Here is a 22961-nt window from a genome sequence, read left to right on the forward strand (position 1 = left end):
GCTGCGGCTCGCGACGGTGTGCGGGTCACCGCTGTTCGCGCAGGAACAGGTAGCCGCGCAACGCGTCCGCGAGCTGCCAGGCGAAGACCTGCGGACCGTGTGCCGCGGCGTGGGTGATCGCGGCCATCAGGTTCGGCAGCTCCGCGTCCAACCACGCCAGGGCCTCGGTGAGGTCGCCGTTGGCCGGCTCGGGTACGGACAGCCGAGACGTGCCCGGGTCGAGCCGCGTGGCGGCGGACTGCGTGCCGCGCAGGTAGTGGTCGTAGAGCCGGTCCAGCGCGGCGTGCCGGTCGAGGGTGCCGTCCCTGGTCGCCAGGTCCGCGGCGTAGAGGCGCAACAGGTCGTGCAGCGTGTAGCGGTCACAGGCGTGTTCCACGATCAGGTGGCCGCGGGCGAGGCGGTCGAGCAGCCGGTTCGCCTGCGGGAGCGAGAAGTCGGCGAGCGCCGCCGCGGCCGGTGCGGTGATCTCCGTGCCGGGGACGAGCCCGAGCAGCCGGAACAGCAGGGCCGCGTCGTCGGGGAGGGTGGCGTAGGAATGGTCGAACGCGGCGCGGACGGCCGCCTCCGGGTCGCCGTCCATCTGCAGTGCGGCCAACCGGTCCCCGCCGGCCAGGCGGGTCGTGTAGTCGGCGATCGCACGGGTCGGCCGCGCGGTCAGGTTCGCCGCCGCGATCCGCAGCGCCAGCGGCAGGTGCCCGCACAGGTCGGTGAGCTCCGCCGCGGCGTCCGGCTCCGCGGCGACCCGGTCCGCCCCGAGCAGCCGGGTCAGCAGGGTCGTGGACTCGGCGGGGTCGAGCGCGTCGAGCGTCAGCGGCACGGCACCGTCCCTGGCGACCAGACCGCCGAGCTTGTCGCGGCTGGTGAGCAGGACCCGGCAGCCCCGGCTGCCGGGCAGCAGCGGGCGGACCTGGTCCGAGTGCGCCACGTTGTCGAGCAGCACAAGGGTTCTCGTGTCCGCCAGCAGGCTGCGGTACAGGCTGGCGGCGACGTCCACCTCCAGCGGTACCTGCTCGGCGGGCACCCCGAGAGCGGGCAGGAACCGGGCCAGCGCGTCGATCGGGCGCATCGGCGGACCGGCCGCGTGGCCGCGCATGTTCACGTACAGCTGGCCGTCCGGGAAATGCCGCCGGACCTGGTGCGCCCACCGCATCGCGAGAGCCGTCTTGCCGACCCCGGCGGTGCCGACGATGGTGGCGATCACCGGCAGCGGGGGCCCGGCGGCACCGTCGGGGTCCCCCGGGTCGGGCAGCAGGATGTCCAGCTGTTTCAACGGCGACTCGCGGCCGGTGAACGCGGTCACCTCCGCGGGCAGCTGGGCCGGGGTGACGCGGTGGTCGTGGCCGCTCTGCCGGACCGGCGCGACGAGGTGCGGTTCGTCGGAGAGCATCGCCAGGTGGAGCCTGCGCAGTTCCATCCCTGGCTCGACACCGAGCTCGTCGGTGATCATCCGGTGCGCGCTGCGGTAGGTCGCGAGTGCCTCCGCGCGTCTGCCGCACCGGTAGAGGGCCAGCATCAGCTGCCCCTGTAATCGTTCCCGCAACGGGTGTTCCGCGACGACCTGCGCCAGCTCGTCGACCATCTCCGCGTGCCTGCCGAGGTCGAGCAGGGCACCGAGCCGCTCCTCCATCGCGGTCAGCCGCCGCTGCTCCAGCCGGGTGATCTCCGTGGCGACCGTCGCGGTGGAGGGCACGTCGGCGAGCACGTGACCGTGGCACAACGCCAGCGCCTCGGAGAGCCGGGTGAGCGCGCCGCCCCGGTCGCCGCCCGCGATGGCGCGGATACCCGTGTCGACCAACCGCTCGAACACCCGCGCGTCCACGTCCTCGTCGGCGACCGCCAGCTCGTAGCCGTGCCCCCTGGTCAGCAGCGGGCCGTGGGTGCCGCCACCGAGGATCCGGCGCAGCGCACGCACGTAGCCGCGCACCGTGGCCGCCGCGGTTCCGGGCGGCTGTTCGCCCCAGATCTCGTTGACCAGCTGGTCGGTGCTGATCACCTTGCCCGCCTCGATCAGCAGGACGGCCAGTACCAACCGCTGTTGTGCCGCACGGACGGAGGTCCAGTGCGCCCCGTCGTGAACCCGCAGCGGACCGAGTATGCGAAAGCGCATCCGAGCTGCCTCCGGCCGTCCGACCTACCTGATGACAGAATAGTGAGTCATTTTCATCTTTGGCGCGAATGTGGTCATAGGCAAGGCTCCATTTACCGGCACCGGTCGGAAGTTTCGTCGCTACGACGCCTGGCGCGGGTGAAACCCCTGGTGGGAGAGCTTCTGATCAGAGCTCGGTGCGGATTCGTGACTCGAAATTACCTGGGCGCGACCGGTTCGCGACCGGTGCCCGAGCCGGTGAACTCGCGCCAGGCGGCGGGATCCGCCGGGTCGGCGGGCGCGCTGCGGCACACCACGTACTGGCGCGGGGCGATGGCGACGGGATGGCGCTGCAGCGCGGCCACGCAACGGGCGTGGGCCTGCTCGGGGGTGCTGACCGACTCGGTGGCCGTGAGGTAGGCGACCAGTGCCCGGCCGTCGACCGACGGGAAGATCCGCGCCACCGCGGGTGCGAGCGCGTCGTCGAGCAGGCGCTGCACCTCGGTGAGGTCGACCCAGCAGGAGTCGACCAGCAGCCAGTCCGGCCCACGGGAGATGGGGTCGAGCCCGATGGCCTCCCGCGTCCGGTCGGCGTCGAGGTCACCGTAGGCCGCGGCCACGAGCAGGCGCTCCACGGCCAGGAGCAGCGACTCCAGCTCCGTGCGGGGCACCAGGCCGTTGTCGATGCTCCACCCGTCCAACCGGACCACGTCGTCGACCTGGTAGAGGTCGAACCGCACCAGCGTCGCGGGCCCCGGCAGCGAGCGCCAGCGCAGCTCGGTCCGGCCCACCGCGGCGCTGACCTGTTCCGGACGGTGCAGGGCGCCGGGATCGGGCGCCGGCCGCGACTCGACCGCGAGGTTGTTGAACACCGGGTCGTAGTTGAAGCACAGACCTCGTTCGTAGGCGATCCGGTCGCCGAGCTCGGCCCGCTCGACGACGTCGTACCTGCCGTGCCTGGACCCCTCCATGACCGAGGCCCAGGTCTGCCGCGCGAGCGCGTCGAAGCCGCCCGCACCCGTCTCGACGGTCACGACGGCGGCTTGGGCGAGGGTGCCGACGTAGCGCGTGAGGTGGCGCTCGAAGCGGTTGCTGGAGATGACGGGGAACACCAGCTCCCGCAACCCGGTGCGCTGTGCGAGCACGGCGCAGATCGCGGCGAGGACGATGCTGGACCCGCTGACCCTGGTGCGCGCCGCCACCCGGCGCACCGCCATCGCGGCGGCCTCGGACGACATCTGCACCGCCAGCGACTCCCCGGTGACCGTGGCCCGCGCCGGCACGTACAGGAAGTGGGGCATGCGCTCCAGCTGGTCCTGCCAGTAGTGGAGCGCACGTTCGGCCTGGCGCCGCGCGGCGGGCACGGCTTCGGCCCTCACCTGGTCGAGCGGCTGGTGGCAGGGCGCGCCGACCCGCCGTGCGGACCGGTCCCGTGCCATCTCGGCGAACTCGCGCCTGACGATCTTCACCGCCTGGTCGTCCACGGTCAGGTGCGAGATCGCCGCGACGCAGGCGATGACCTGCCCGGCCTGCCCGTCCCGGCCCGTCGCGGTGGCCACCCCGACCCGCAGCGGGGGCCGGGTCAGGCCGAGCCCCGCCCGGTCCCGCTCGGCCATCCACCGCCCGAGCGCCTCGGCGACCTTGGGCCGGTCCCTCGGTCCCCACCCGTCCCCGGCGAGGGCGCAGACCTCCACCGTGAGCACGCCAGAGCCCGCGACGCACTGGCGGGGGTGGCCGCCGTCCACCACGTAGTGCGTGCGCAGCGCCTCGTACCGGCCGAGCAGCACGCGGACCGTCTCGACGACGTCGTCGACCGACATGCCCGCGGCGACCTCGAGCTCTCCCCACAGCGTGTGCAGCGGGTGGTTGGGCGACCCGACCAACCAGTGCATGGTGTTGAGCTGACCGAGTGTCAGCGGTCCCGTCGCGGTCCGGTGCCCGGTGAAGGTGACCGGCACGGAGGGCAGCGGGGTCAGCTGTACACGCCGGCGACGGGTGGTTCTGGTGGGAGCGGTTGTGTTCATCGTCTTCACCCTGTCTGTGACGTGATCGCCCACATAGAACATCGCGAATGGATAATGAACGGATATCCCGATGAATTTGTATGTAGCCATGCCAGATGCTGAGGTGATCCCGGGCGACGGTGCGGCCATGGCGGACATGGTCGCCGAGGCGTGGCGGGACGTGCTGCGGTGTCCCGGACCGTCCCAGGAGGACAACTTCTTCGAGCTCGGCGGGCATTCGCTGGCCGGCGCGCGGGTGATGTCACGGCTGCAGCCGAACGTCGAGGCCGAGCTCACCATGCGGATGCTGTTCGACAACCCCGTCTTCGGCGAGTTCGTGGCCGCGGTCACCCGGCTCGCCCGGCGACCGGCGTAGCCCCTCGCGTTCCATTGTGGCCGGCCTGCGCGGGACTCCCGACCGGAGACCGGGAACGTTCGCCGGGTCCACGGTCCCCCGCCACCGAGCGATGGAGATCGCCTCGAGCAGGTAGCGGTAGGACGCCGTCCCGTCGCCGTAGTACGGCATGACGAACGTCGCGACCTCGGCGCGGCTAGACACGGTCGCCCTCGGCGGCGAGCAGCTCGCGTGCGAAGGCCCTGAGCACGCCACGGAGGTGGAACCGCACCTGCCCGGCCGCGTCCCGCTCGACGTCGAGCAGCCCGGCGTTCACCAGCTCGGCGAGCGCGTCGTCGGCGTCGTCCTCCGCCACGGCGAGCAGCGGTGCGCACACCCAGCCCGCGAAGCCCGCCGTGCCCACCAGGCTCACCCGGCGCAGCAGCCGCTGAGCCTGGCCGCCGAGCCGATCGTAGGTCCGGCGGACCGTGACGGTCAGGTCCAGGCCGCCGTGCGACAGCTCGGTCAGCCCTCGGCCCTTCTCCGACAACCGCCCGACCAGCCGCCCGACCGGCCAGTGCGGCCGGGCGGCGAGGCGGGCGGCGGCGAGGCGGAGCACCAGCGGCTCCCCGGCACACAGCTCGGCCAGCCGGGTGACCGCGCCGGCCTGGTGCAGTACCCGCTCCTCGCCGAGCACCTTCGTCAGCAGCTCGACGGAGTCCGGCAGGCTGATCGAACCCACCGCGACCCGTGTCGCGCCCGGCAGGTCGGTCGGCCCGAACCGGCTGGTGACGATGACGGCGCAGCGCGGGTTCCCCGGCAGCAGGGGCAGCACCTGCCGCTCGTTCGCCGCGTCGTCGAGCACCACGAGCATCCGGCGGTCGCCGACGAGGTTGCGGTAGGTCTCGACACGTTCGTCGGTGGACTCCGGGATCGCGGCGGCCGCGACCCCGAGCGCGCCGAGGAAACGCCCGAGCACCTCGTGTGGCGTCAGCGGCCTGGCGCTGCCGCCGAGGTCCACGAACAGCTGGCCGTCGGGGAACTCGTCGGCGACCAGGTGCGCGACACGGACCACGAGGCTGGTCTTGCCGAGCCACGGTCTGCCGTGGACGGCCGCGAGACGGACCGTGTGGGCGTCGGTCCGTGGCCCGGCCAGCACCTGGCGCAGCCGCTCGACGAGCCCCGCACGGCCGACGAGGTCGCCGACGTCCGGCGGGAGCAGGCGGGGCACGGCGGGTGCCGGCTGCGCGGACGCGACGCTCGCCGCCGGTCCGAGCGCGATGTCGGTGTCACCCCGCAGGATCGCCTGCTCGATCCGGACCAGCTCGTCACCGGGCTCGAGCCCCAGCTTCGCCACGAACAGCTGCCTGCCCGCCCGGTAGGTCTCCAGTGCCTCGGCCCGCCGCCCCGCCTGGTAGAGCGCGATCATGAGCTGCGCACGCAGCCGTTCCCGGAACGGGTTGGCGGCGACCAGCTCGGTCAGCTCGCTGATCAGCTCGTGCTCGTAGGCAGGCTCCCTCGGATGACCCATCCGCAGCTGCGTGGCGACGTACTCCTCGACCACGGCCAGCCGCCGCACGTCCAGTGCCGTGCTGATGGACTCCAGCAGCGGGCTGTTCATCCCGGACAACGGTTTTCCCCGCCAGAGCGCGAGCGCCCGGCGGAACGCGGCGACCGCCTCGGCGTGCCGGTGCCTGGCCGCCTCCGCCCGGCTGCTGGACACGAGCGACTCGAACGCCAGCAGGTCGAGGTTCTCCTCGGTGCACTGGATGGAGTAGCCGGGCGGCCGGGTGACGATCGTGTTGGGCATGCCGCCCGCGACCATCCGCCGCCGGATCGAGGAGACGCAGATGCGGATCTGCTCCTTGGCCGTCGGCGGCGGCGCCGCGTCCCAGACCGCGTCCACGAGCCGGTCGACGGTGACGACCCGGTTCGGCTTGCACAGCAACATCGACAACACGACCCGCTGGCGGGGGGCCAGCGGCAGCGGCTCCGCGTCACGGGCCACCTCGAGAGGGCCGAGAATTCGGTAGAGCATCGCGCCTTCTTCCGATGGGCGACGGGTCAGCCGATCAGCCGGCGGAGTTCGTCGGCGACGGCCGGGAGGCGGGTTCCGTCCGGGCCCGCGGCGCATTCGTGTGCCCGCTCGTCCTCGGCCGCCGGCCAGTCGGCAGGCCGCTCGGTGCCGGGGGCCAGGAAGGTGTCGAGCGGTCCCGGGTAGGACGTCCCCGTCCAGTCGCGGACCGCGGCGCGGTTGGCCTGCCACACCCGCAGCGACCGCGTGACGAAGTCCGGGTTCTCGTCCCGGGGCACGAGGTCGTGCTCCTTCCAGTCGTCGAGCACCTCGGCCGCCGTCCGCCCCTGCGCGAGCTGCCCGAGGGAGGAGTCGACGAGACCGCCGGTCGGTTCGACCAGCTCCGCGTCGATCGCGGCGAGCAACCGCACCTCGGCACCCGCCTCGGTCAGCAGGTGCGCCAGCTCGACGGCGACCGCCACGCCGGTCGAGCAGCCGCCGAGGAGGTAGGGGCCCACCGGGTCGACGGCCCGGATCTCGTCGAGGTAGGCGCGTGCCATGGCCTCGACCGTGGTGACCGGCGCCGCGTCGGTGTGGAGGCCGACGGGCTGGAGCCCGAACACGGTGTGGTCGTCGCCGAGGGCACGGGCCAGGTGGCAGTAGGAGCCGAGCTGCCCGCTCGCCGGGTGGACCATGAACAGCGGGGGGTGTGTGCCGTCGCCGCCCTGGAGCTCCACGAGCGGCCCGGACAGCGTCCGTCCGTTCTCCTCGCGCACGAGCGCCGCGAAGCGCTCCACGGTCGGGTTCTCCGTCACCGCGTTGAGCGGGAGCTGGCGGTCGAACTCGTCGAGGACGGCGTTGACGACCCGCGCGGCGTCCAGCGAGTTCCCGCCGACGCCGAAGAAGTTCTCCCTGATGCCGACGCAGAACCCGAGCACGTCCTGCCAGTGGCGGGCGACCCAGATCTCGGCCGGGTCCCTCGGGCGGGCGTAGCCGGTGTCGGTTGACGTTTCGACGGCCAGATTCATCGTTCGGCTCACTGTCTGTCAGTCCTGTCTGATGCCGGCGGTGTCAAGTCGCCAGCGCTGGATCTTCCCGGCCGCCGACCGGGGGATCCGGTCGACGAAGGTGAACTGTTTCGGGATCTTGTAGCCGGCCAGCCGCCGCCCGCAGTGCGCGGCGAGGTCCACCCGGTGGACGGTCGATGCCGGTCGCAGCACCACCCGCACCCCGATGACCGAGCCGAGCGTGTCGTGCGGCACCCCGAGCGCCACCACGTCGAGCACGTCGGGGTGGTCCAGCAGCGCCGCCTCCACCTCGTTCGGGTCGACCTTCTCGCCGCCGACGTTGATGAGGTCGTCGCCCCTGTTCTGCAGGAACAGGTAGCCCTTCTCGTCCAGCCGGCCGCGGTCGCCGACCGTGGCGAACCCGTCCGGTGTTGTGCGCACCACCTGGTCGCCGACGTACGCGGAGCGGCCGCCTGTCTGCGCGGTCCGCATGTAGACGGTGCCGACGGTGCCCGGCGGTACCGGCCTGCCCTCGCCGTCCACGACGCGCAGCTGGGTGAGGAAGCCCCGACCGACCGTTCCCGGCCTGGCCAACCATTCGTCGCCGCGTGACAGGGTCATGCCGATGCCCTCGGTCGCCCCGTACAGCTCGAACAGCCGTTCCGGGCCGAGCAGGTCGATCCAGCCGCGCTTGGTCTCCGGGTCACAGCGGGCGGCGGTGTGCAGCACCGCGCGCAGGCTCGCCATGCCCGACTGCTCCGGCCGGGCGAGCAGCAGTATCTCGCGCATGTGTGTCGGGGTCAGCTGCATCCACTCGACGGCGTACCGCGCCACCAGCTCGACCGTCCACTGTGGCGAGAAGAACGGCTGCAGGACGACGATGTTGCGGTCCAGCACCGAGTCGATGAGCGTGGTGAACGGCGCCGCGTGGAACAGCGGCCCGACGATCAGCTGCCGCTGCCCCGACCGCCAGCCCGTCTGTCTTATCGGCAGGGACGGTGTTCTCGCCGCGTCGTAACGCAGCGGCCCCGGCCGCACGGCGATCTTGGGGACGCCGGTGCTCCCGCCGGTGGCCAACAGGTACGCCGCGGTCCGGTCGTCCGGGGATCCCGGCGGCAGGTCCACTCGCTCCGGCCTGCCATCCGGCGGGAGCAGGTGGATCCGCGCGAACCGCCTGCCGAGCTGGCGCAGCAGGATCGTCCGTTCGGCCGCCGGGGTCGCCGGGTTGAGTGGGAAGACCGGGACCTCGGCGGCAAGTGCCGAGACGATGCTCGTGGCCGCCCGCAGGGTATTGGCCGCCTCCACGACCACACAGGACGACCCGGGCAGCGCCCGCAGCACACTCGCCGTCTCCTCGACGAGACCGCCGAGTTCCCGCCACGACAGGGTCTGCTCGGTCAGCTCGGCGTCGAACCCGACCAGGGCGGTGCGTGCCGGCTCGTCGCGGGCGAGGTCGCAGATCCGCTGCTGGACCGACGGCAGCGAGGTCATCGCAGGATGTCGGCCACGCGCCGGACGCTGGAGGCGCTCATGAACTCGAACACGTCGAGCGACCGGTCGAACTCGGACTCGATGGCGGCGATGACACCGAGCGCGGACAGCGAGTCGCCGCCCAGCTCGAGGAAGTCGTCGTTCGCGCCGACCGACCCCGCGTCCAACCGCATCTGCTCCGACCAGATCGTGACCAGCTTGCGTTCCACGTCGTCCCTGGGGCTCTCGAAGAGGACGCACCGGCCGTCGTCCACAGCGGACGCGAGCTGTGCGACGTCGACGGACCCGTCCTTCATGGGGATGCTCTCCACGGTCAGCACACCCGTCAGCCCGCTGTCCTCACCCAGCTGCTGGCGCACGTAGTCGCGGAGCACCGGGCCGCCGAGGTAGTCGGTCAGCTCGACGGCGGCGATCGTGATGTCCTTCCCGTCGTGGCGCAGGGTGGCCGTCTCGGCCCGGCGCACACCGGGATGTGCCAGCAGCACCCGGGAAATCTCGGTTGGCGTCACCACGAGAACTCTCCTCTCAGCACGTCGGCGACGAGCTTGTTGGTTTCGGCGTCGCGCAGCAGTTCCGCGCGGTCCACGTCGAGCGACACGGTCGTCGCGTCCGCGTGGTCGAGCTCATGGTCCTTCGAGGACACGAACAGCGGGGTCCCGGTGTGCGTGTCGAGCCTGCCCTGGTTCGCCAGCTGCAGGTAGGTCAGGTAGCTGGTGAACCCTCTGGTCAGTTCCTTCCTGAAGACGTCGCTCAGCCCGAGTCTCCCGGCCAGGGCCACCATCAGGGTGTCGTAGCGGCCGGCCAGCGCGGCGGCGACGCCCGGCAGGTCGTTGGGGTACTTGTCGAGCAGGTGCCCGGCGTACCGGTGGGCGCCGTCGCGTTCGGCCTCGGTCAGGTGTTCCTCGTAGGCGGTGACCGAGGTGACGAACTGGTCGTGCAACGCGGTGGCGCCTGCCGGCACGACGGCGTCGAAGAGCACGACCCTGGGTGGGGGGCACCCGGCCGCGCAGATCGCGTCCGCGACACAGGTCGCCAGGGACGCGCCGCCGCAGAAGCCCAGCACCGCGCTCACCGGCCGGCCGATGCCCAGCACCTGGCCGACCCACCGCTCGATCCTGGTGTCGAGCAGGTCGGGCTCCGCGCCGGGGTCCGGCGGTCTGATGTGGAGGAAGCAGGCATCCACCGGGGTCCCCGAGGCCAGCTCGGCGAAGCCCGCCGTGGCCCGCCCGCCCGCGAAGTCGAGGCACAGGACCAGGTCAGCTCCCCGGTCGCAGAGCAGCTGCCAGTCCGTCGGCTCTGTCAACGGTTCCACCGCCCGACCTCCTGTCCGCGAGTGCCTGGTAGTCGACCTTGCCGCCCGGGGTCTGGGAAATGCGGTCGACGGGCTGGAAGACCACGTGCCTGCCCGGTACTCCCAGCGACGCGGCGAGCTTGGCGCACTGGGCGTGGTGAACCGCCGGGTCGCCGGCACCGACCAGGCGGACGACGTCGTCCTCGTCGCTCACGACCGCGGTGGGGTGCCCCGGCTGTTCCACCAGGTGCTCCAGGTCGTCGAGGCTCACACGCACCCCGAGGATCTTCACGATGCGTTTGGTGCGGCCGGTCAGGTACAGGTATCCGTCGCGCAGGTAGCCGAGATCCCCGGTGTCGAGGACGTCCACCTCGTTGCCCCGGGCCAGGTCCGCGCGACCGGCGGCGTAGCCGAGCATGACGCCGGGACCGCGGTAGTGGACCGCACCCTCGCCGGGTATTCCCCCGTGCCGGGGCGGTGTCGGCTCGATCGTGATCGTGCCACCCGGTACGGCCCTCCCGACCGAGCCCGGACGCGCGGGCAGGTCGGCCGGATCGAGGCAGGCGATCCGGGAGGTCGCCTCGGTCTGGCCGTACATGACGAAGAACCGGCCGTGCCGCTGCGCCATCGTCTGCCCGAGTCGGCGTGCCGCCTCCTCGCCCAGGCGCGCACCCGACTGGGTCATGGTGCGGATCCTGGTGCGGCCCAACAACGTCGTGTGCGCGGGACCGAACGCCGCGTACGTCGTCGGGACCGCGGCGAACGAGGTGGCCCCGGCGCGGGTCAGCTCGTCCCACATCGCCAGCGACAGCGGCGACCTGTTGCCGAGCATGATGCACGCGCCGGCGAGCAGGTGGCTGTTCAGCACGGACAAGCCGTAGGCGTGGGTGATCGGCAGCGTGGTCGGCGCGCACTCCGCCGAGGTGATCCCCAGGGCCTGGACGATCGCGGCGCTGTTGGCGGCCACACCCGCGTAGGACAGCCGTACCGCCTTCGGGCTGCCGGTGGATCCCGAGGTGGCGACGACGACACCGGTGTCCGGGTGGATCTCGCCGGCCGACGTGGCCGCCTGCCTGCGAAAGACCCGCGCCCCGGTGGTTTCGGTCGGCAGGTAACCGAGTTCGGGCAGACCGTCCTCCGCGCCAGGGGCAGGCACGACGAACTCCGGCTGGTAGGCCGCGAGGATCTCCGGGGTGGCGGGCAGGAACGCCACGGTGTGACCGAGTCGCAGGCCTGCCAGGTAGGCCAGCAGTGTGGGCAGCTCCCGATCTCCCGCGCACAGCACGAGCGCCTTGCCGTCGTGCCGGAGCAACCGTTCGGCCCCGCCGACGAGACCGGCGAGGTCGTGGTAGGTCAGCGTCTCCCGCCCGGCGACGGAGACGGCGGGCGACGACGGCACCGCACGATCGTGAGTCACCAGGTCGAGCATCGCCACCACCTCCGTTTGCCGTCGACATCAGGAAAACCTCCGCGGCTATCCATCACGTATCCAAACGCGGTAGTCCAAAGTGGTCACGGAGGTAGTCGCTGACCTGTCGGCGGGCCAGGCGCCCGCCGTCGAGAACACCCGCCATGGCGAAGAAGCCGTGCACCATCCCGGGATACCGCGTCGCGACGACCGGGACGCCTGCCGCACGGAGTCGTGTCGCGTACTGCTCGCCCTCGTCCCGCAGCGGGTCGTACTCGGCGGTGATCACCAGCGCCGGGGGCAGCGCACCGAGGTCCTCGGCGAGCAGCGGGGAGACCAGTGGATCGAGGCCGTCCTCCGGCGTCGCCAGGTAGTGGCCCCAGTACCAGGCGACCGACCGCCGGTTGAACAACGCGTCGTCGTCGTTGTCCCGCATGGACTCCGTGCCCCCGCGGTAGTCGGTGTTCGGGTAGACCAGCACCTGCGCCACGAGGTCCGGTCCACCCCGGACCCGGGCGAGCAACGCGACGACGGCGGCGAGGTTCCCCCCGGCACTGTCCCCGGCGACGGCGAGGCGGCGGGGGTCGGCGCCGAACTCGTCCGCGTGGTCGGCGATCCACGACGTGGCCGCGTAGCAGTCGTGCACCGCGGCCGGGAAGCGGTGTTCCGGCGCCAGCCGGTAGCCGACGGTGATCACCTGGGCGGGCACCGAGTTGGCCAGGTGTCTGCAGATCTCGTCGGAGGTGTCGATGCTCCCGAGGGTCCAGCCGCCGCCGAAGAAGTAGACCAGCGTCGGCAGCGGCGCGGCGTTGGCGGTCGGGCGGTAGACCCGCACCGGCACGTCGCCCTGCGGTCCGGGAACACAGCGGTCGGTCACCTCGTGCACGGGTTCGCCCGCACCCGCCGCGTCCCGGATCGCGGCGAGGTCCGCCGCCCTGGCCTCGGCGATCGGCAACGTGTACAGCGGGGGTGCACCCGCCGCGACCACCCGCTCCCGCATGGCCGTCACCTGGGGGTCAAACGGCATGTGCGCCTCCGTCGTTCAGCACCCGCTGGATCGCGCTCACCAGCTGCGCACGGCTCGGCTGGACGGCACGGTCCAGCTCGGCCGCGTAGGGCAGCACCGCACCGTCCGGTCTGGTCACACGCGCGGGCGCGGTGGGTAGGCCGAACCACTCGGCCGCCGTGGCGAGGATCTCCGCGCCGATCCCGCACGACCGGTTGGAGTCGTCGATCACCACCAGGCGCCCGGTCTTGGCCACCGACACCGCGAGCCCGTCCCAGTCGAACGGGTACAGCGTGCGCGGGTCGAACACCTCCACCGACACCTCCCCGGCCAGCTCGTCGGCGACGGCGAGCGCGTCCCACACCAGGTGCCCGATCGCCACGACCGTGACGTCGTGGCCCTCCCGGCACACCCGCCCGACCCCCAGCGGAACCCTTGCCAGCTCGGCGAAGTCCACGTTCTCGCGCACCGCGAGCGCACCGGCGGGCGCGAACACCACGACCGGGTCGTCGTCGCGGATGGCCGTGCACAGCAGCCCGTAGGCGTCGGCGGGGGAGGAGGGCACCGCGGTCTTCACCCCCACGTGCGCGAACAGACTGTACGGGTGGTCGGAGTGCTGGCCCGCCCAGCCGAGACGCGAACCGGAGCCGGGCACCAGGTAGGTCACGGGCACCCGCGCCTGGCCGCCGGTCATCAGCGAGAACTTGTGCGCCTGGTTGACGATCTGCTCGAACACCAGGAACAGCAGCGAGGGGATCTGGAACTCGATCACGGGCCGCAGCCCGGCGAGTGCGGCACCGGTGGCGAAGCTGGTGAACGCCTGCTCGGACAGCGGGGTGTCCAGCACCCGGCGGTTCCCGAACCTCCCGGCGAGTCCCGAGGTCACGGTCGAGACCGCGACCCGGACGTCCTCGCCGAGCACGAACACGTCAGGATCGCGGGCCAGCTCGCCGGCGAGCGCGCGGTTGAGCGCCTTGCGGTAGGACAGCCACGGCATCCTCAGCCACCCCCCGGCCTGCCGCGCATCCCGGTGGCGTACAGGTGGTCCAGCGCGCCGGCCGGGTCGGGACGCGGACTCCCGATGGCGAACTCGACGGCACTGCCGAGCAGTGCCTCGATCTCGTCGTCGATCGCCATCCTGTCCAGTTCGGACAGTCGGGCGCCCTGGATCGCCACCGGGTCCCTCGTCCTGGCCGTCGCCACCTCGGCCTCGTCGCGGTAGCGGACCCCGGAGCCGTGCTCCCAGGTGTGGTGGGCGTCGAACCGGTACGTGCGGTACTCGATCAGGCTCGGCCTGCCCTCGGCACGGGCACGTCGCACCGCGGCGTCCGCCGCGTCGAGCACCACCTGCGGGTCCGCCCCGTCGACCGTGACGGCAGGCATCCCGAACGCCTCGGCCCGGCCGGTGATCGTGCCCGCCACCGCGTCCTCGACCGTCAGCGACGTCGCGTAGCCGTTGTTCTCGCACACGAACAACACGGGAACCCGCCACAGCGCGGCCAGGTTCATCGCCTCCAACAGGACGCCCTGGTTGACCGCGCCGTCGCCGAAGAAGCTGACCCCCACCGGGCCGCCCTGCGCCTCCGCCGCCTGACGCCGGGCCGCCCACACCGCGCCGACGGTGATCGCCCCGTTCGCGCCGACGATCGCGTTCGCCCCGAAGATCCCCAGTGAGAAGTCCGCCGCGTGCATGGAGCCGCCCCGGCCCTTGTTCAGCCCGGTGGACCGGCCTGCCAGCTCGGCCAGCATCCTGGCCGGGTCGGCGTTGCGGGCCAGGACGTGCCCGTGCCCCCGGTGGGTGCTGGTGATGATGTCGCCGTCCCGCAACGCGGCGCACACCCCGGCCGCGACGGCCTCCTGCCCGATGTACGGATGGATACCGCCGATGATCACGCCACTGTGGACAAGCTCGATCGCCCTCTCCTCGAACCGTCGGATCAGGCGCACTGTCCGGTAGAGATCGCAGGGGGTGCTCATGCGGTCTTGATCGCCTCCAGGATGCCGTCCCACAGCCTGGCCCTGGCGGTCAACGCCGTGTTGACCGTGTCCGCGCACTCCCGCCACTTCTCGTCGTCCTCACCGCACAGGTCGGCCAGCATCTGCATGGCCATCGGCGTGTGCTGCTCGCCGTCCACCTCGATGTGCCGCTCGAGGTAGTCCACGAAGGTCCCGAGCCGCCCGTCGCGTTCGTTGACCGCGACCACCTGGGTGAACATGTCCGGGATCAGGTCCTCCCTGCCGAACGCGAACGCCGCGGCCTGGCAGTGGACCGGCATCGTCTCGATGATCTCCCAGGTGGTGGCGGCGAACTCGACGGACGGCTTCGGCACGCCCGCCCGGTCCAGCGCCTCGCGCACCCGCGTCCCGTCACGCAGCAGACGCAGCAGCCCGTCGACGGCGGCGGTGCTCGCGCCCGCCTCGCGCATACCGTCGACGTAGAGTTCGAAGTGGCTGACGAAGCCCTCGCCCAGCTCGTCGGACTCCTCGACCATCACGATGTCGTTGATCAGGCGGCGGCTGCCCGCCGGCCCGGTGGGCACCCAGGGCACCTCGACGCAGGTCAGGTTGCGCTGCAACGACTTCAGCAGCGACATGAAGTCCCACACGGCGAACACGTGGTGTGCCATGAACGTGACGATCGCCTCGTGGTGGTCGAGGTTCGCGTAGAGCGGGTGGGCGACGACGCGGTCACGCGCGACACCGACGGCCTCCTCCAGCCGGCTGATTCCCGGGTGGGTCTTTCCCCAGTCATATCTGGACATGGGTGGCTCCTCCGCCGTCGGTCGTCGGTGTGTGCCAGAGGGTCGGGCAGTACTCCGGGTCGGCGTAGTCCGGCGTGCCTTCCGGGGTGCGGCGGACCAGCGGGTCGTGGTTGTAGGTCGCCAGGGTCCCGTCGGAGAGCGCGAACTCGCGGTAGGCGTTGTCCCCGTCCTGCAGGTGCAGCGAGATGGCCCGGCGCGGGCGGTCGCTCCGGTTGGGGCCGCTGCCGTGGTAGGTCCGGCAGTGGTGGAAGCTCATGTGCCCCTTGGGAATGACCATCGGGATCCGCTCGACCGCCGCGTCGTTGTGCGCGGCGTTGCGGGCGAGCATCTCCTCGAGCCGGCTTCGGTCCCGCTCGGCGAAGTGCTTGTTGGCGCTGTCCTCGAACCCGATCTCGGCCCAGGTGTTGCTCCCGTCGACCATGACGATCGTGCCCTGCTCCTCGTCGCAGTCGTGGAACGGGATGAACGCGGTGAGCATGTCGTCCGAAGTGGACGACGCCCAGTAGTGCTTGTCGAAGTGCCACGGCACGATGTTCGACGGCTCGTCGGGGTTCGGCGGCTTGTAGATCAGCGTCGACTGGAACACCCTGATCGACGCGGCCCGCGCCAGCCGTGCGGCCACCGCACCGATCAACGGCTTGAGCAGCACCGACGCGATCGCGTCGCTCTCGTAGTGCACGTAGTCGTTGTGTCGCTGCACGTCGCCGTGCTCCGGCGTCCAGCAGGCGAGCCGGGGCGGCCGCACCGGCAGCGCCCGGTCCCGTTCCCCCGCGTAGTACCGCTCGGTCGCCACCGCCAGCTCGTCGACCTCGTCGTCCGAGAAGAGCTTCCCGGACAGGTACCAACCGTGCTCCGCGAAGAACGCCACGTCCTCGTCGGTGGGCAGCAGTGCCAGCTCGTGGTCGGTGAGCACGAACTCCCGTGTCGTGGTCATGACGGGACCCCGGACAGCTCGCGCTGCTTGGCTGCGTAGAGCGCCTTGATGTTGCCGGTGCCGAAGGACAACGCGCCCCGCCGCTCGATGATCTCCATGAACAGCGTCCTGCGGACGTGCATCGACTCGGTGAAGATCTGCAGCAGCCTGCCCCAGTGGTCCCGGTCCACCAGCACCCCCAGCCTGCGCAGCTCCTCGATCGGCACGTCGAGCTGCCCGACCCGCTGTTCGAGCGTGTCGTAGTAGGTGGCGGGCGTGCCGAGGAACCGCACACCGTGGTCGCCGAGCCGGTTCACCGCGGCCACCACGTCGTCGGTGCTGAACGCGATGTGCTGCACGCCCGCGCCCGCGTGCCAGGACAGGAAGTCGTCGATCTGGCCGGGCTGCCGGTTCGGGTCCGGCTCGATCAGCGTGAACGTGACCTGCTGGGACGGGCTCTGCACCGCGATGGAGTACAGGCCCTGCCCGCCGACCTCGATGTACTCGTCGAAGACGGACGTGAACCCGAACACGTCCTCGTAGCGTTGCGCGGTCGACGCCAGTCCGCCCGCCGGCACGCAGATCGCGAGGTGGTCGATGGTACGCAGGAGCTTGCTGTCCTCGTGCTCGTCGGGCTCGGTCACCTCGATCGCGCCGGGCAGGAACTCCCTCGGCGGACCGTGCCGCTCGATCAGCCGGTGCGTCACGTCGGAGAAGCCCGCGACCTCCGCGACGACCGCCCGCCGGTCGTCCTGGCCGTACTCCCTGGGTGGGGACAACGGCTCCGCGCCGCGCTCGACCAGGGTGCGGTAGGCGGCGGTGGCGTCGTCCACCCCGATCCCGACGCAGGCCACGCCGTCGCCGTGGCGCCGGACGTACTCGGTCGCCGGGTGGTCGACGACCAGCCCGGAGGTCAGCACGATCTGGATCTCGCCCTGCCGCAGCAGCAGCGAGCGCTGGCCGGCGAGCCCGGTCTCCGGGCCGCCCTGCCCGCAGACGGTGAAACCGAACGCCGTACTGAGGTAGAGAGCCGTCTGACGCGCGTCCCCCACGTACAACTCGATGTGGTCGATACCGGAAATGTTCATCGGCTACCTCTCCTGCCTGACGGGGACTTCCTCGACCGTCGCCAACACGGCCGTCGCGGTGGCCGGTGCGTCCTCGGTCTCGGACTGTTCGACGAGCACGACGACGGCGGCCGTCGCGTCGCCGTCGTCGATCAGCAGCGCGGCCAGGTCGAGGCCGTCGGTCAGCGGGTGCCCGGTTGGGCACAGGCACACGACCGGCCCACCGAGGCCCCAGCGCGCGGCGACGTGCCCGGCGATGCTGTTGGGCACGCACTGGAAGAAGAACAGCGGCTCGACCCGGCCACCCGAGTCCACCGTGCGTGCCACGTGCCGTGCGGAGGTCAGGTCGCCGCTCGCGCTCACCACGATGATCGCCGTCGACCCGACGGCGTCGGGCGGTGCGGGCGGCTCGCCGTAGACCTGCCGCAGGCAGCGGTCCGCGGTCTCGGCGACCAGCGGGCTGAACGAGGAGAGCACGTACCCGGGGACTCGCGGTCGCTCCCGGTCCGCCGGCTCGGGCCATCCGGCCCTGGAGACCACCGTCAGGCTGTTCATGCCGCCCGCACCACCAGTGCGGTGTTCGCGCCGCCGAACGCGGCGTTGAGGCTCAGCGCGTACTCGCCTGCCATCGGACGGGGACCGTCGAGGATCACGTCCAGCTCACATGCCTCGTCCGGCGCGAGAAACCCCGCGTTGACCGGGAGCAGACCCGCACGCAGGGCCAGCACCGTGACGACCAGCTCCAGCAGGCCGGAGGCCGCGAGGGCGTGCCCGTGCGCCGCCTTGGTCGAGCTGACCGGCACCCGCCGGGCCGAGGGGCCGAGCGCCCGGTGCAGTGCGGCCGCCTCGGCGGCGTCGCTGAACGACGTGCCGGTCCCGTGTGCGTTGACGTAAGCCAGTGCCCCGGCGGGCACGCCCGCCCGGTGCAACGCCGCGTCGATCGCCGTGGCCATGCCGTGACCGCTCGGATGCGGCCGGACGGCGTGGTAGGCGTCCCCGGCCCGGCCCCAACCGGCGAGCCGGGCCAGCACCCGGCCGCCGCGGCGCTCGATCGCGACGGCAGGCTCCAGCACGACCGCCGCCACCGCGTCACCGAGCAGCAGCCCGGTCCGCCCGGCGCTGAACGGCCGCACCGCACCGTCGGTGGCCAGCGCCCGCCCGGTGTCGAACAACGCGAACTGGTCTGGCTCGACCAGGTACCCCGCCGCGACCACGATCCGCTCGGCCCTGCCTCGGGAGATCGACGCGGCCGCGTCGGCGACCGCGGTGCTCGCCGACACACACGCGCTCGTGTACACCCTGGACACCTGCCCGAGACCCACCCGGCTCGCCAGCATGGCGGCGAGATCGGCCGCGTTCGGCCTTGGTCGCGCGGAAAGCCGTGGCGCGTCGGGGAAGGCGTGCACGGCCAGCAACAGCGGGGTGTCCGCGCGTGCCTCGGGGTCCAGGCCCGCCTCCCGGCACGCACGGGCCGTCACGTCGGCGAGTTCGTCGAGCAGCGACCCGGCGTCGGGCAAGGTCGCCGCGACCCGCACTCGGCGCCCGGCGACGTCGAACCGCCGCACCGGGCCGAACGCCGCGGTCCCGGACAGGACCCCGGCCAGCTGGGCGTCGGCACCCCGTCCCAGCGCGCTCGCCGCGGCCAGGCCGGACAGTCCGACCTCGGCGCTCACCCGGACCGCCCCAACCGGGTGCCCAGCACGTCGACGGCCTCGGACACGGTCGAGATCCCGGCGTAACCACCGTCGTCGGGGTCCACCCGTACGCCGTAGCGCTGCTCGACCTGGTGCAGCAGCCACGCCAGCTCCATGGAGTCGATCGTCTCCGGCACCGCGTCGACCGGCCGGGAGCCGAAGCTCGCGAGCATCGCCACGACCTCGTCCCGGCTCACTCCGTCACCTCGCGGGCCGCCGCCCGGCGGAGGACCGAGCCGTCGCGCACGAGCTTTCCCGTCGTGGTGCGGGGCAGCGCGTCGAGCACGTGCATCCGCCTCGGCAGCTTGTAGCCGGCGAGCCGGTCGGCCAGCACGGACTGGACGGTCGCCGCGGTGGCCGGTGGGACGAGCCGCACGTACGCGGTGATCATGTCGTCGTACAGCACGACCGCCTCCGCCACTTCCGGCAGCGCGGTCACGGTCGCCTCGACCTCGGTCAGGTCGACCTTCAGCCCGCCCACCGAGATCTGCGAGTCGAGGCGCCCCAGGACGGTGACCAGCCCGGTGTCGGGGTCGGTCCTGCCGGCATCCCTGGTGTGCAGCCAGCCGTCCGCCCACCTCGTGGGGTCGGACAGCCCGACATAGGGGGACTCCGGCCTGCCGATCAGCAGCTCGCCGTCGTGTTCGACCACCTCGAGCCCTGGTGCGGGCCGCAGCGCGGGCCGGTGCGAGCCGAACAGGTCGGTGGCGATCACGCCGACCTCCGTCATGCCCCACATGTTGCCGAGCGGCACCCGGTACCTGTCGACGAACGCCTCGGCTGTCGTGGCAGGCACCAGTTCGCCGCCGGTGGTCATCCGCCGGAGCTGTGGCAGCGCGGGCGGGTCCGTCACGGAGGTCATCAGTCCGATGTGGAACGGGACTCCGAGCACGGTCGCCGGAGTCGTCTCGGCCGCGACGGCGTCGAGGATGCCGCCCCCGGCGACCCGTTCCGGCCACCTGAGCCGTACGCCGGCATGCAGCCCGTACAGCAGGGCACCCACCAGCCCGAGCACGTGCACCATCGACGCCAGCACGATGATCCGCTCGCCGCGCAGTGGCACACCGTCGATGCGCGTGTATCGGTCGATCTCGGCCATCAGGTCGCCCGCCGTCCGACCGATCACCTTGGACGGACCCGTCGAGCCGGAACTGAGCTGGATCACGGCATGCGGCGTCGTCGCGGGACGACCCGGCCACGGTGTCACGGACTCGTCGACGTCGGCGAACGCACGCAACGCGCCACCCCTGGTGCGTTCCGCGGCGACGACGACCTGTGGGGCGAGGCGGTTGAGCGCCGCGTCGACCTCGAACGAGGTCAGGCGGTGGTCGAGCAGGATCACCTGGGCGCCGATGCGCCAGCCGGCAAGGAGATTGGCGACATACGCCATGGACGGTGGCAACCGGAGCGCGAGTGTCCCACCGGCACGCAGACCCGCGGCCACGAGAGTCGACTGTCGCCGTGACACCAGCCGGCGCAACGTACCCCGGTCGACCGGTTCGTCCGAACAGAGGCAGACTTCGTTGTCCGGTCCGGACAACAGGAGCTCGTCGACCCATTCCGGACTCGCCACGAGGCCGGGTTCGGACGCCGACAGGTTCTGTGTCATCGGCACTCCCTCGCGTAGCCGAGTACGCACTTTTCCTTGGTACTAGGCAAAGACAAGCAGGGCTAGAGTAATTCCCCGGTGCCGCGCAACCGGCGCAGCTCGTCGTCGACGAGTGCCGCCAACCGGTCCAGTCCGGCCTCGATCCCGGCGGCTGGCACGGTGCTGCAGGAGAGTCGGAGCGCCCGCACCTCGGCGCCGTCGTCGTAGAAGTGGTGCATCGGTGTCCACAGCACCCCGTAGTCGCGGGCGGACCGTTCGAGCAGCCGGTCGTCGACGACGAACGGGACGGTGACCACGACGAAGAACCCGCCGGCGGGAGCGGTCCAGCTGACCTCGGCGACACCGTTGGCGTCGCGGGGAAACCGCTTGGCGAGACCGTCCAGCACGTGCCGCAGGTTCTCCGCGTAGACCGTCCGCTCCCGAAGGTTCGCCCTGGCAAGGCTGCCGTTCTGCTCGACCAGCTTCCCGCCGACCACGGCCTGCGCGATCGGCGCGGTGTTCAGGGTCAGCATGCTCTTGATCTTGGAGAGCTGGTCGGCGAACAGGCCGACCGAGCCGTCGGCCGCGGCGACCCGCTGGTCGGCCACGACGTAGCCGACCCGGGCGCCGGGCAGCACGGACTTCGCGAACGAGCCGAGGTACACGACCCGCCGGGACTCGTCCATGGCCTTGAGGGTGGGCAGCCGGTCCGCCTCGCCGTGGAACAACCCGTACGGATTGTCCTCGAGCAGCAGGATGTCCTCGTCCGCCGCGACGTCGAGCAGCCCGCGTCGTGTCGAGGTGTCCATGCGGACGCCGGACGGGTTGGCGAAGTCCGGCATCACGTAGCACGCCCTCGGCCTGCGTCCGGCGGCACGCGCCTGCCGGATGACGCGGACCAGGTCGTCGAGGTCGATCCCGTGCTCACCGCTCGCCACGGGGCGCACCGGCAGGTCGACGAGCCGCGCCGCGCCGGTCAGACCGACGTAGGTCGGGGATACCGCGAGCAGCAGGTCGCGCTCGTCGGCGCGCAGTGCACGCAGCACCAGGAACATGGCCTCCTGGCACCCGACGGTGACCACGACCGACTCCGGGTCGACCGTGACTCCTTCGTCCAGTTCGAGGTTTGTCGCCACCAGCTGGTGGATGATCCCTTTTGTCCGGCCGTACTGGAACACCGTGCGGCGCACCTGGTCGTCGGGGAGACCGAGCCCCTCGGACAGGTAGCGGCAGAACAGGCGCAGGTAGCGGTGGAGGTCCGACAGGTCGAAGAACCCCTCGTACGGCCTTCCGGCGGCGAGCTGTATCGCGTCCGGGTACTGGCCCGCCACCTCGTTGAGGAAGTTCATGGAGTTCAGCGCCGGGTCCTCGAGCGCACCGTGCAGTTCCGCCGTGGTCAGGTCGACCACGACCGTGCTCCCTTCAACAGGTCGGCGACGACCTTGACGACCTCGGGATCGGTCAGCAGCTCGCGGGAGTCGACGTCGAGCGAGATGTTCCGCTCGTGGTCGAGCCGGTGGTCGCGTGACGACAGGTAGAGCGGGGTGCCGGTCCGCATCGGGGTCACCGCCGCGGCGTCGAAGAGCACGACCGTGGGCGGACTCCCGCCTGCGACGGCGATCGCGTCCGCGACGGCCGTCGCCAGTGCGCATGCCTCGCCGTGCCCCAGCACCGCGCTCACCGGGTCGCCGGTGTCGACAACCTCGCGCACCCACGTGTCCTGCGGACCGGGACCAGACTGTCCGATGTGGAGGATACGGGCCTCGACGAGTGACGAGGACGCCAACGCGGCGAAGGCCGTCGAGGCCGGTGTGGTCGCGAAGTCCAGGCACAGAACGAGATCGGAGCCGCGGTCGCAGAGCTGTCGCCAGCTCCGCGACACCACGGGTTGTCCGCTCGGCACCATCGCCATGCGCACCATGGTGACGGCCCTCGGCGCGAGTGGATAGAGTAATCGGGCCGTTACTCCAGTGCTTGACGGCGCAGCCTCCGTAGCGGATTCTCTTGTCCGTCGGAAGGAAACGTCGGCCATGACTGATGAGATCCGCCAGTTCCTGTTCGAGTCGTTGACGGAGATGCAGTACAGCACCGACGACATCGGCGACGACACCACACTCGGCCCGGCAGGTATCGACCTGGAGTCGCTCGCCATCGCCGAGCTGGCGATGCGGTTCGAGGACAGGTTCGGCGTCCGGTTCAACGATGACGAGTCCGATACCTTCGCCGCCATGACGGTCAGCCAGTTCTGCGACGTCGTGGCGGACCGAACGCGGGCGTCGTCGGCCACGTGACACCGC

General features: G+C 71.7%; 22 protein-coding genes. 2 read left to right on the top strand and 20 right to left on the bottom strand.

Annotated features, from left to right (window positions below; translation table 11 throughout):
* Window positions 1-25: 25 nt before the first annotated feature.
* Entirely contained in the window at window positions 26-2107 is a 2082-nt protein-coding gene (locus CLV71_RS20340) for an AfsR/SARP family transcriptional regulator (RefSeq protein WP_133904412.1), read from the bottom strand.
* 197 nt (window positions 2108-2304) lie between these two features.
* A complete protein-coding gene (locus tag CLV71_RS20345) occupies window positions 2305-4110 on the bottom strand; it encodes a condensation domain-containing protein (protein ID WP_166664177.1) in 1806 nt (601 codons plus the stop codon).
* An 88-nt stretch (window positions 4111-4198) separates the two neighbouring features.
* On the opposite strand from CLV71_RS20345, the gene CLV71_RS20350 reads away from it, so the two are divergent.
* Entirely contained in the window at window positions 4199-4465 is a 267-nt protein-coding gene (locus CLV71_RS20350) for a phosphopantetheine-binding protein (protein WP_166664178.1), read from the top strand.
* A gap of 175 nt (window positions 4466-4640) precedes the next feature.
* Here the strand turns inward: CLV71_RS20350 and CLV71_RS20355 are convergent, their stop codons facing one another.
* The 18 genes from CLV71_RS20355 to CLV71_RS20440 form a co-directional block, all read right to left on the bottom strand.
* Window positions 4641-6461, bottom strand: coding sequence for an AfsR/SARP family transcriptional regulator (locus CLV71_RS20355; protein WP_166664179.1), 1821 nt, complete (start codon window positions 6459-6461; stop codon window positions 4641-4643).
* Window positions 6462-6487: 26 nt separating this feature from the next.
* Window positions 6488-7465, bottom strand: coding sequence for a thioesterase domain-containing protein (locus CLV71_RS20360; RefSeq protein ID WP_133904416.1), 978 nt, complete (start codon window positions 7463-7465; stop codon window positions 6488-6490).
* A gap of 18 nt (window positions 7466-7483) precedes the next feature.
* Window positions 7484-8935: a class I adenylate-forming enzyme family protein gene (locus CLV71_RS20365; protein WP_133904417.1), complete on the bottom strand. Its 1452-nt coding sequence runs from the start codon at window positions 8933-8935 to the stop codon at window positions 7484-7486.
* Window positions 8932-9447 (bottom strand): acyl carrier protein, encoded by a 516-nt coding sequence (locus CLV71_RS20370; protein ID WP_133904418.1) that lies wholly within the window; start codon window positions 9445-9447, stop codon window positions 8932-8934. Before CLV71_RS20370 ends, CLV71_RS20365 begins: the two co-directional genes overlap by 4 nt.
* Window positions 9441-10247, bottom strand: coding sequence for a hypothetical protein (locus tag CLV71_RS20375; RefSeq protein WP_133904419.1), 807 nt, complete (start codon window positions 10245-10247; stop codon window positions 9441-9443). The genes CLV71_RS20370 and CLV71_RS20375 overlap by 7 nt, the downstream gene beginning before the upstream one ends.
* Window positions 10192-11643, bottom strand: a complete 1452-nt coding sequence (locus CLV71_RS20380) for an AMP-binding protein (protein ID WP_166664180.1) — start codon at window positions 11641-11643, stop codon at window positions 10192-10194. The genes CLV71_RS20375 and CLV71_RS20380 overlap by 56 nt, the downstream gene beginning before the upstream one ends.
* 64 nt (window positions 11644-11707) lie before the next feature.
* Complete coding sequence (locus CLV71_RS20385) at window positions 11708-12661, bottom strand: alpha/beta hydrolase (protein WP_133904421.1); 954 nt, start codon at window positions 12659-12661, stop codon at window positions 11708-11710.
* Window positions 12651-13637, bottom strand: coding sequence for an alpha-ketoacid dehydrogenase subunit beta (locus CLV71_RS20390; RefSeq protein ID WP_133904422.1), 987 nt, complete (start codon window positions 13635-13637; stop codon window positions 12651-12653). Before CLV71_RS20390 ends, CLV71_RS20385 begins: the two co-directional genes overlap by 11 nt.
* Window positions 13638-13639: 2 nt before the next feature.
* The gene (locus CLV71_RS20395) at window positions 13640-14617 is read right to left on the bottom strand and encodes a thiamine pyrophosphate-dependent dehydrogenase E1 component subunit alpha (RefSeq protein WP_133904423.1); all 978 of its coding nucleotides are present in this window, start codon (window positions 14615-14617) and stop codon (window positions 13640-13642) included.
* Complete coding sequence (locus tag CLV71_RS20400; protein WP_133904424.1) at window positions 14614-15402, bottom strand: DUF3050 domain-containing protein; 789 nt, start codon at window positions 15400-15402, stop codon at window positions 14614-14616. Before CLV71_RS20400 ends, CLV71_RS20395 begins: the two co-directional genes overlap by 4 nt.
* Window positions 15389-16336 carry a phytanoyl-CoA dioxygenase family protein gene (locus tag CLV71_RS20405; protein WP_133904425.1) on the bottom strand — a complete coding sequence of 316 codons (948 nt, stop codon included), beginning with the start codon at window positions 16334-16336 and terminating at the stop codon, window positions 15389-15391. The genes CLV71_RS20400 and CLV71_RS20405 overlap by 14 nt, the downstream gene beginning before the upstream one ends.
* On the bottom strand, window positions 16333-17403 hold the full coding sequence (hppD, locus tag CLV71_RS20410) for a 4-hydroxyphenylpyruvate dioxygenase (protein ID WP_133904426.1): 1071 nt from the start codon (window positions 17401-17403) through the stop codon (window positions 16333-16335). Before hppD ends, CLV71_RS20405 begins: the two co-directional genes overlap by 4 nt.
* A 3-nt stretch (window positions 17404-17406) precedes the next feature.
* The gene (locus tag CLV71_RS20415) at window positions 17407-17937 is read right to left on the bottom strand and encodes a beta-ketoacyl-[acyl-carrier-protein] synthase family protein (RefSeq protein ID WP_133904427.1); all 531 of its coding nucleotides are present in this window, start codon (window positions 17935-17937) and stop codon (window positions 17407-17409) included.
* Entirely contained in the window at window positions 17934-19055 is a 1122-nt protein-coding gene (locus CLV71_RS20420; protein ID WP_133904428.1) for a beta-ketoacyl-[acyl-carrier-protein] synthase family protein, read from the bottom strand. Before CLV71_RS20420 ends, CLV71_RS20415 begins: the two co-directional genes overlap by 4 nt.
* Window positions 19052-19273, bottom strand: coding sequence for a hypothetical protein (locus CLV71_RS20425; protein WP_243866606.1), 222 nt, complete (start codon window positions 19271-19273; stop codon window positions 19052-19054). The genes CLV71_RS20420 and CLV71_RS20425 overlap by 4 nt, the downstream gene beginning before the upstream one ends.
* Window positions 19270-20685 (bottom strand): class I adenylate-forming enzyme family protein, encoded by a 1416-nt coding sequence (locus CLV71_RS20430; RefSeq protein WP_133904429.1) that lies wholly within the window; start codon window positions 20683-20685, stop codon window positions 19270-19272. The genes CLV71_RS20425 and CLV71_RS20430 overlap by 4 nt, the downstream gene beginning before the upstream one ends.
* Before the next feature lie 62 nt (window positions 20686-20747).
* Window positions 20748-22073: an aminotransferase-like domain-containing protein gene (locus CLV71_RS20435; protein WP_243866607.1), complete on the bottom strand. Its 1326-nt coding sequence runs from the start codon at window positions 22071-22073 to the stop codon at window positions 20748-20750.
* Window positions 22061-22576, bottom strand: coding sequence for a hypothetical protein (locus CLV71_RS20440; protein ID WP_133904430.1), 516 nt, complete (start codon window positions 22574-22576; stop codon window positions 22061-22063). Before CLV71_RS20440 ends, CLV71_RS20435 begins: the two co-directional genes overlap by 13 nt.
* A 118-nt stretch (window positions 22577-22694) precedes the next feature.
* Here CLV71_RS20440 and CLV71_RS20445 point away from each other — a divergent pair, with 118 nt between their 5' ends.
* A complete protein-coding gene (locus CLV71_RS20445; RefSeq protein ID WP_133904431.1) occupies window positions 22695-22955 on the top strand; it encodes an acyl carrier protein in 261 nt (86 codons plus the stop codon).
* The last annotated feature ends 6 nt before the right edge of the window (window positions 22956-22961 follow it).

Source organism: Actinophytocola oryzae, from assembly GCF_004364325.1.
GTDB classification, from domain to species: Bacteria; Actinomycetota; Actinomycetes; order Mycobacteriales; family Pseudonocardiaceae; genus Actinophytocola; species Actinophytocola oryzae.

What these genes read in the sequence shown, in the direction of transcription:
- CLV71_RS20350 (WP_166664178.1), top strand. Translation starts at nt 4,199, where the DNA reads ATGCCAGATGCTGAGGTGATCCCGGGCGACGGTGCGGCCATGGCGGAC.
- CLV71_RS20385 (WP_133904421.1), bottom strand. Translation starts at nt 12,661, where the DNA reads ATGCCGTTTGACCCCCAGGTGACGGCCATGCGGGAGCGGGTGGTCGCG.
- hppD (WP_133904426.1), bottom strand. Translation starts at nt 17,403, where the DNA reads ATGAACATTTCCGGTATCGACCACATCGAGTTGTACGTGGGGGACGCG.
- CLV71_RS20340 (WP_133904412.1), bottom strand. Translation starts at nt 2,107, where the DNA reads ATGCGCTTTCGCATACTCGGTCCGCTGCGGGTTCACGACGGGGCGCAC.
- CLV71_RS20360 (WP_133904416.1), bottom strand. Translation starts at nt 7,465, where the DNA reads ATGAATCTGGCCGTCGAAACGTCAACCGACACCGGCTACGCCCGCCCG.
- CLV71_RS20415 (WP_133904427.1), bottom strand. Translation starts at nt 17,937, where the DNA reads ATGAACAGCCTGACGGTGGTCTCCAGGGCCGGATGGCCCGAGCCGGCG.
- CLV71_RS20355 (WP_166664179.1), bottom strand. Translation starts at nt 6,461, where the DNA reads ATGCTCTACCGAATTCTCGGCCCTCTCGAGGTGGCCCGTGACGCGGAG.
- CLV71_RS20365 (WP_133904417.1), bottom strand. Translation starts at nt 8,935, where the DNA reads ATGACCTCGCTGCCGTCGGTCCAGCAGCGGATCTGCGACCTCGCCCGC.
- CLV71_RS20445 (WP_133904431.1), top strand. Translation starts at nt 22,695, where the DNA reads ATGACTGATGAGATCCGCCAGTTCCTGTTCGAGTCGTTGACGGAGATG.
- CLV71_RS20430 (WP_133904429.1), bottom strand. Translation starts at nt 20,685, where the DNA reads ATGACACAGAACCTGTCGGCGTCCGAACCCGGCCTCGTGGCGAGTCCG.
- CLV71_RS20390 (WP_133904422.1), bottom strand. Translation starts at nt 13,637, where the DNA reads ATGCCGTGGCTGTCCTACCGCAAGGCGCTCAACCGCGCGCTCGCCGGC.
- CLV71_RS20395 (WP_133904423.1), bottom strand. Translation starts at nt 14,617, where the DNA reads ATGAGCACCCCCTGCGATCTCTACCGGACAGTGCGCCTGATCCGACGG.
- CLV71_RS20345 (WP_166664177.1), bottom strand. Translation starts at nt 4,110, where the DNA reads ATGAACACAACCGCTCCCACCAGAACCACCCGTCGCCGGCGTGTACAG.
- CLV71_RS20440 (WP_133904430.1), bottom strand. Translation starts at nt 22,576, where the DNA reads ATGGCGATGGTGCCGAGCGGACAACCCGTGGTGTCGCGGAGCTGGCGA.
- CLV71_RS20400 (WP_133904424.1), bottom strand. Translation starts at nt 15,402, where the DNA reads ATGTCCAGATATGACTGGGGAAAGACCCACCCGGGAATCAGCCGGCTG.
- CLV71_RS20405 (WP_133904425.1), bottom strand. Translation starts at nt 16,336, where the DNA reads ATGACCACGACACGGGAGTTCGTGCTCACCGACCACGAGCTGGCACTG.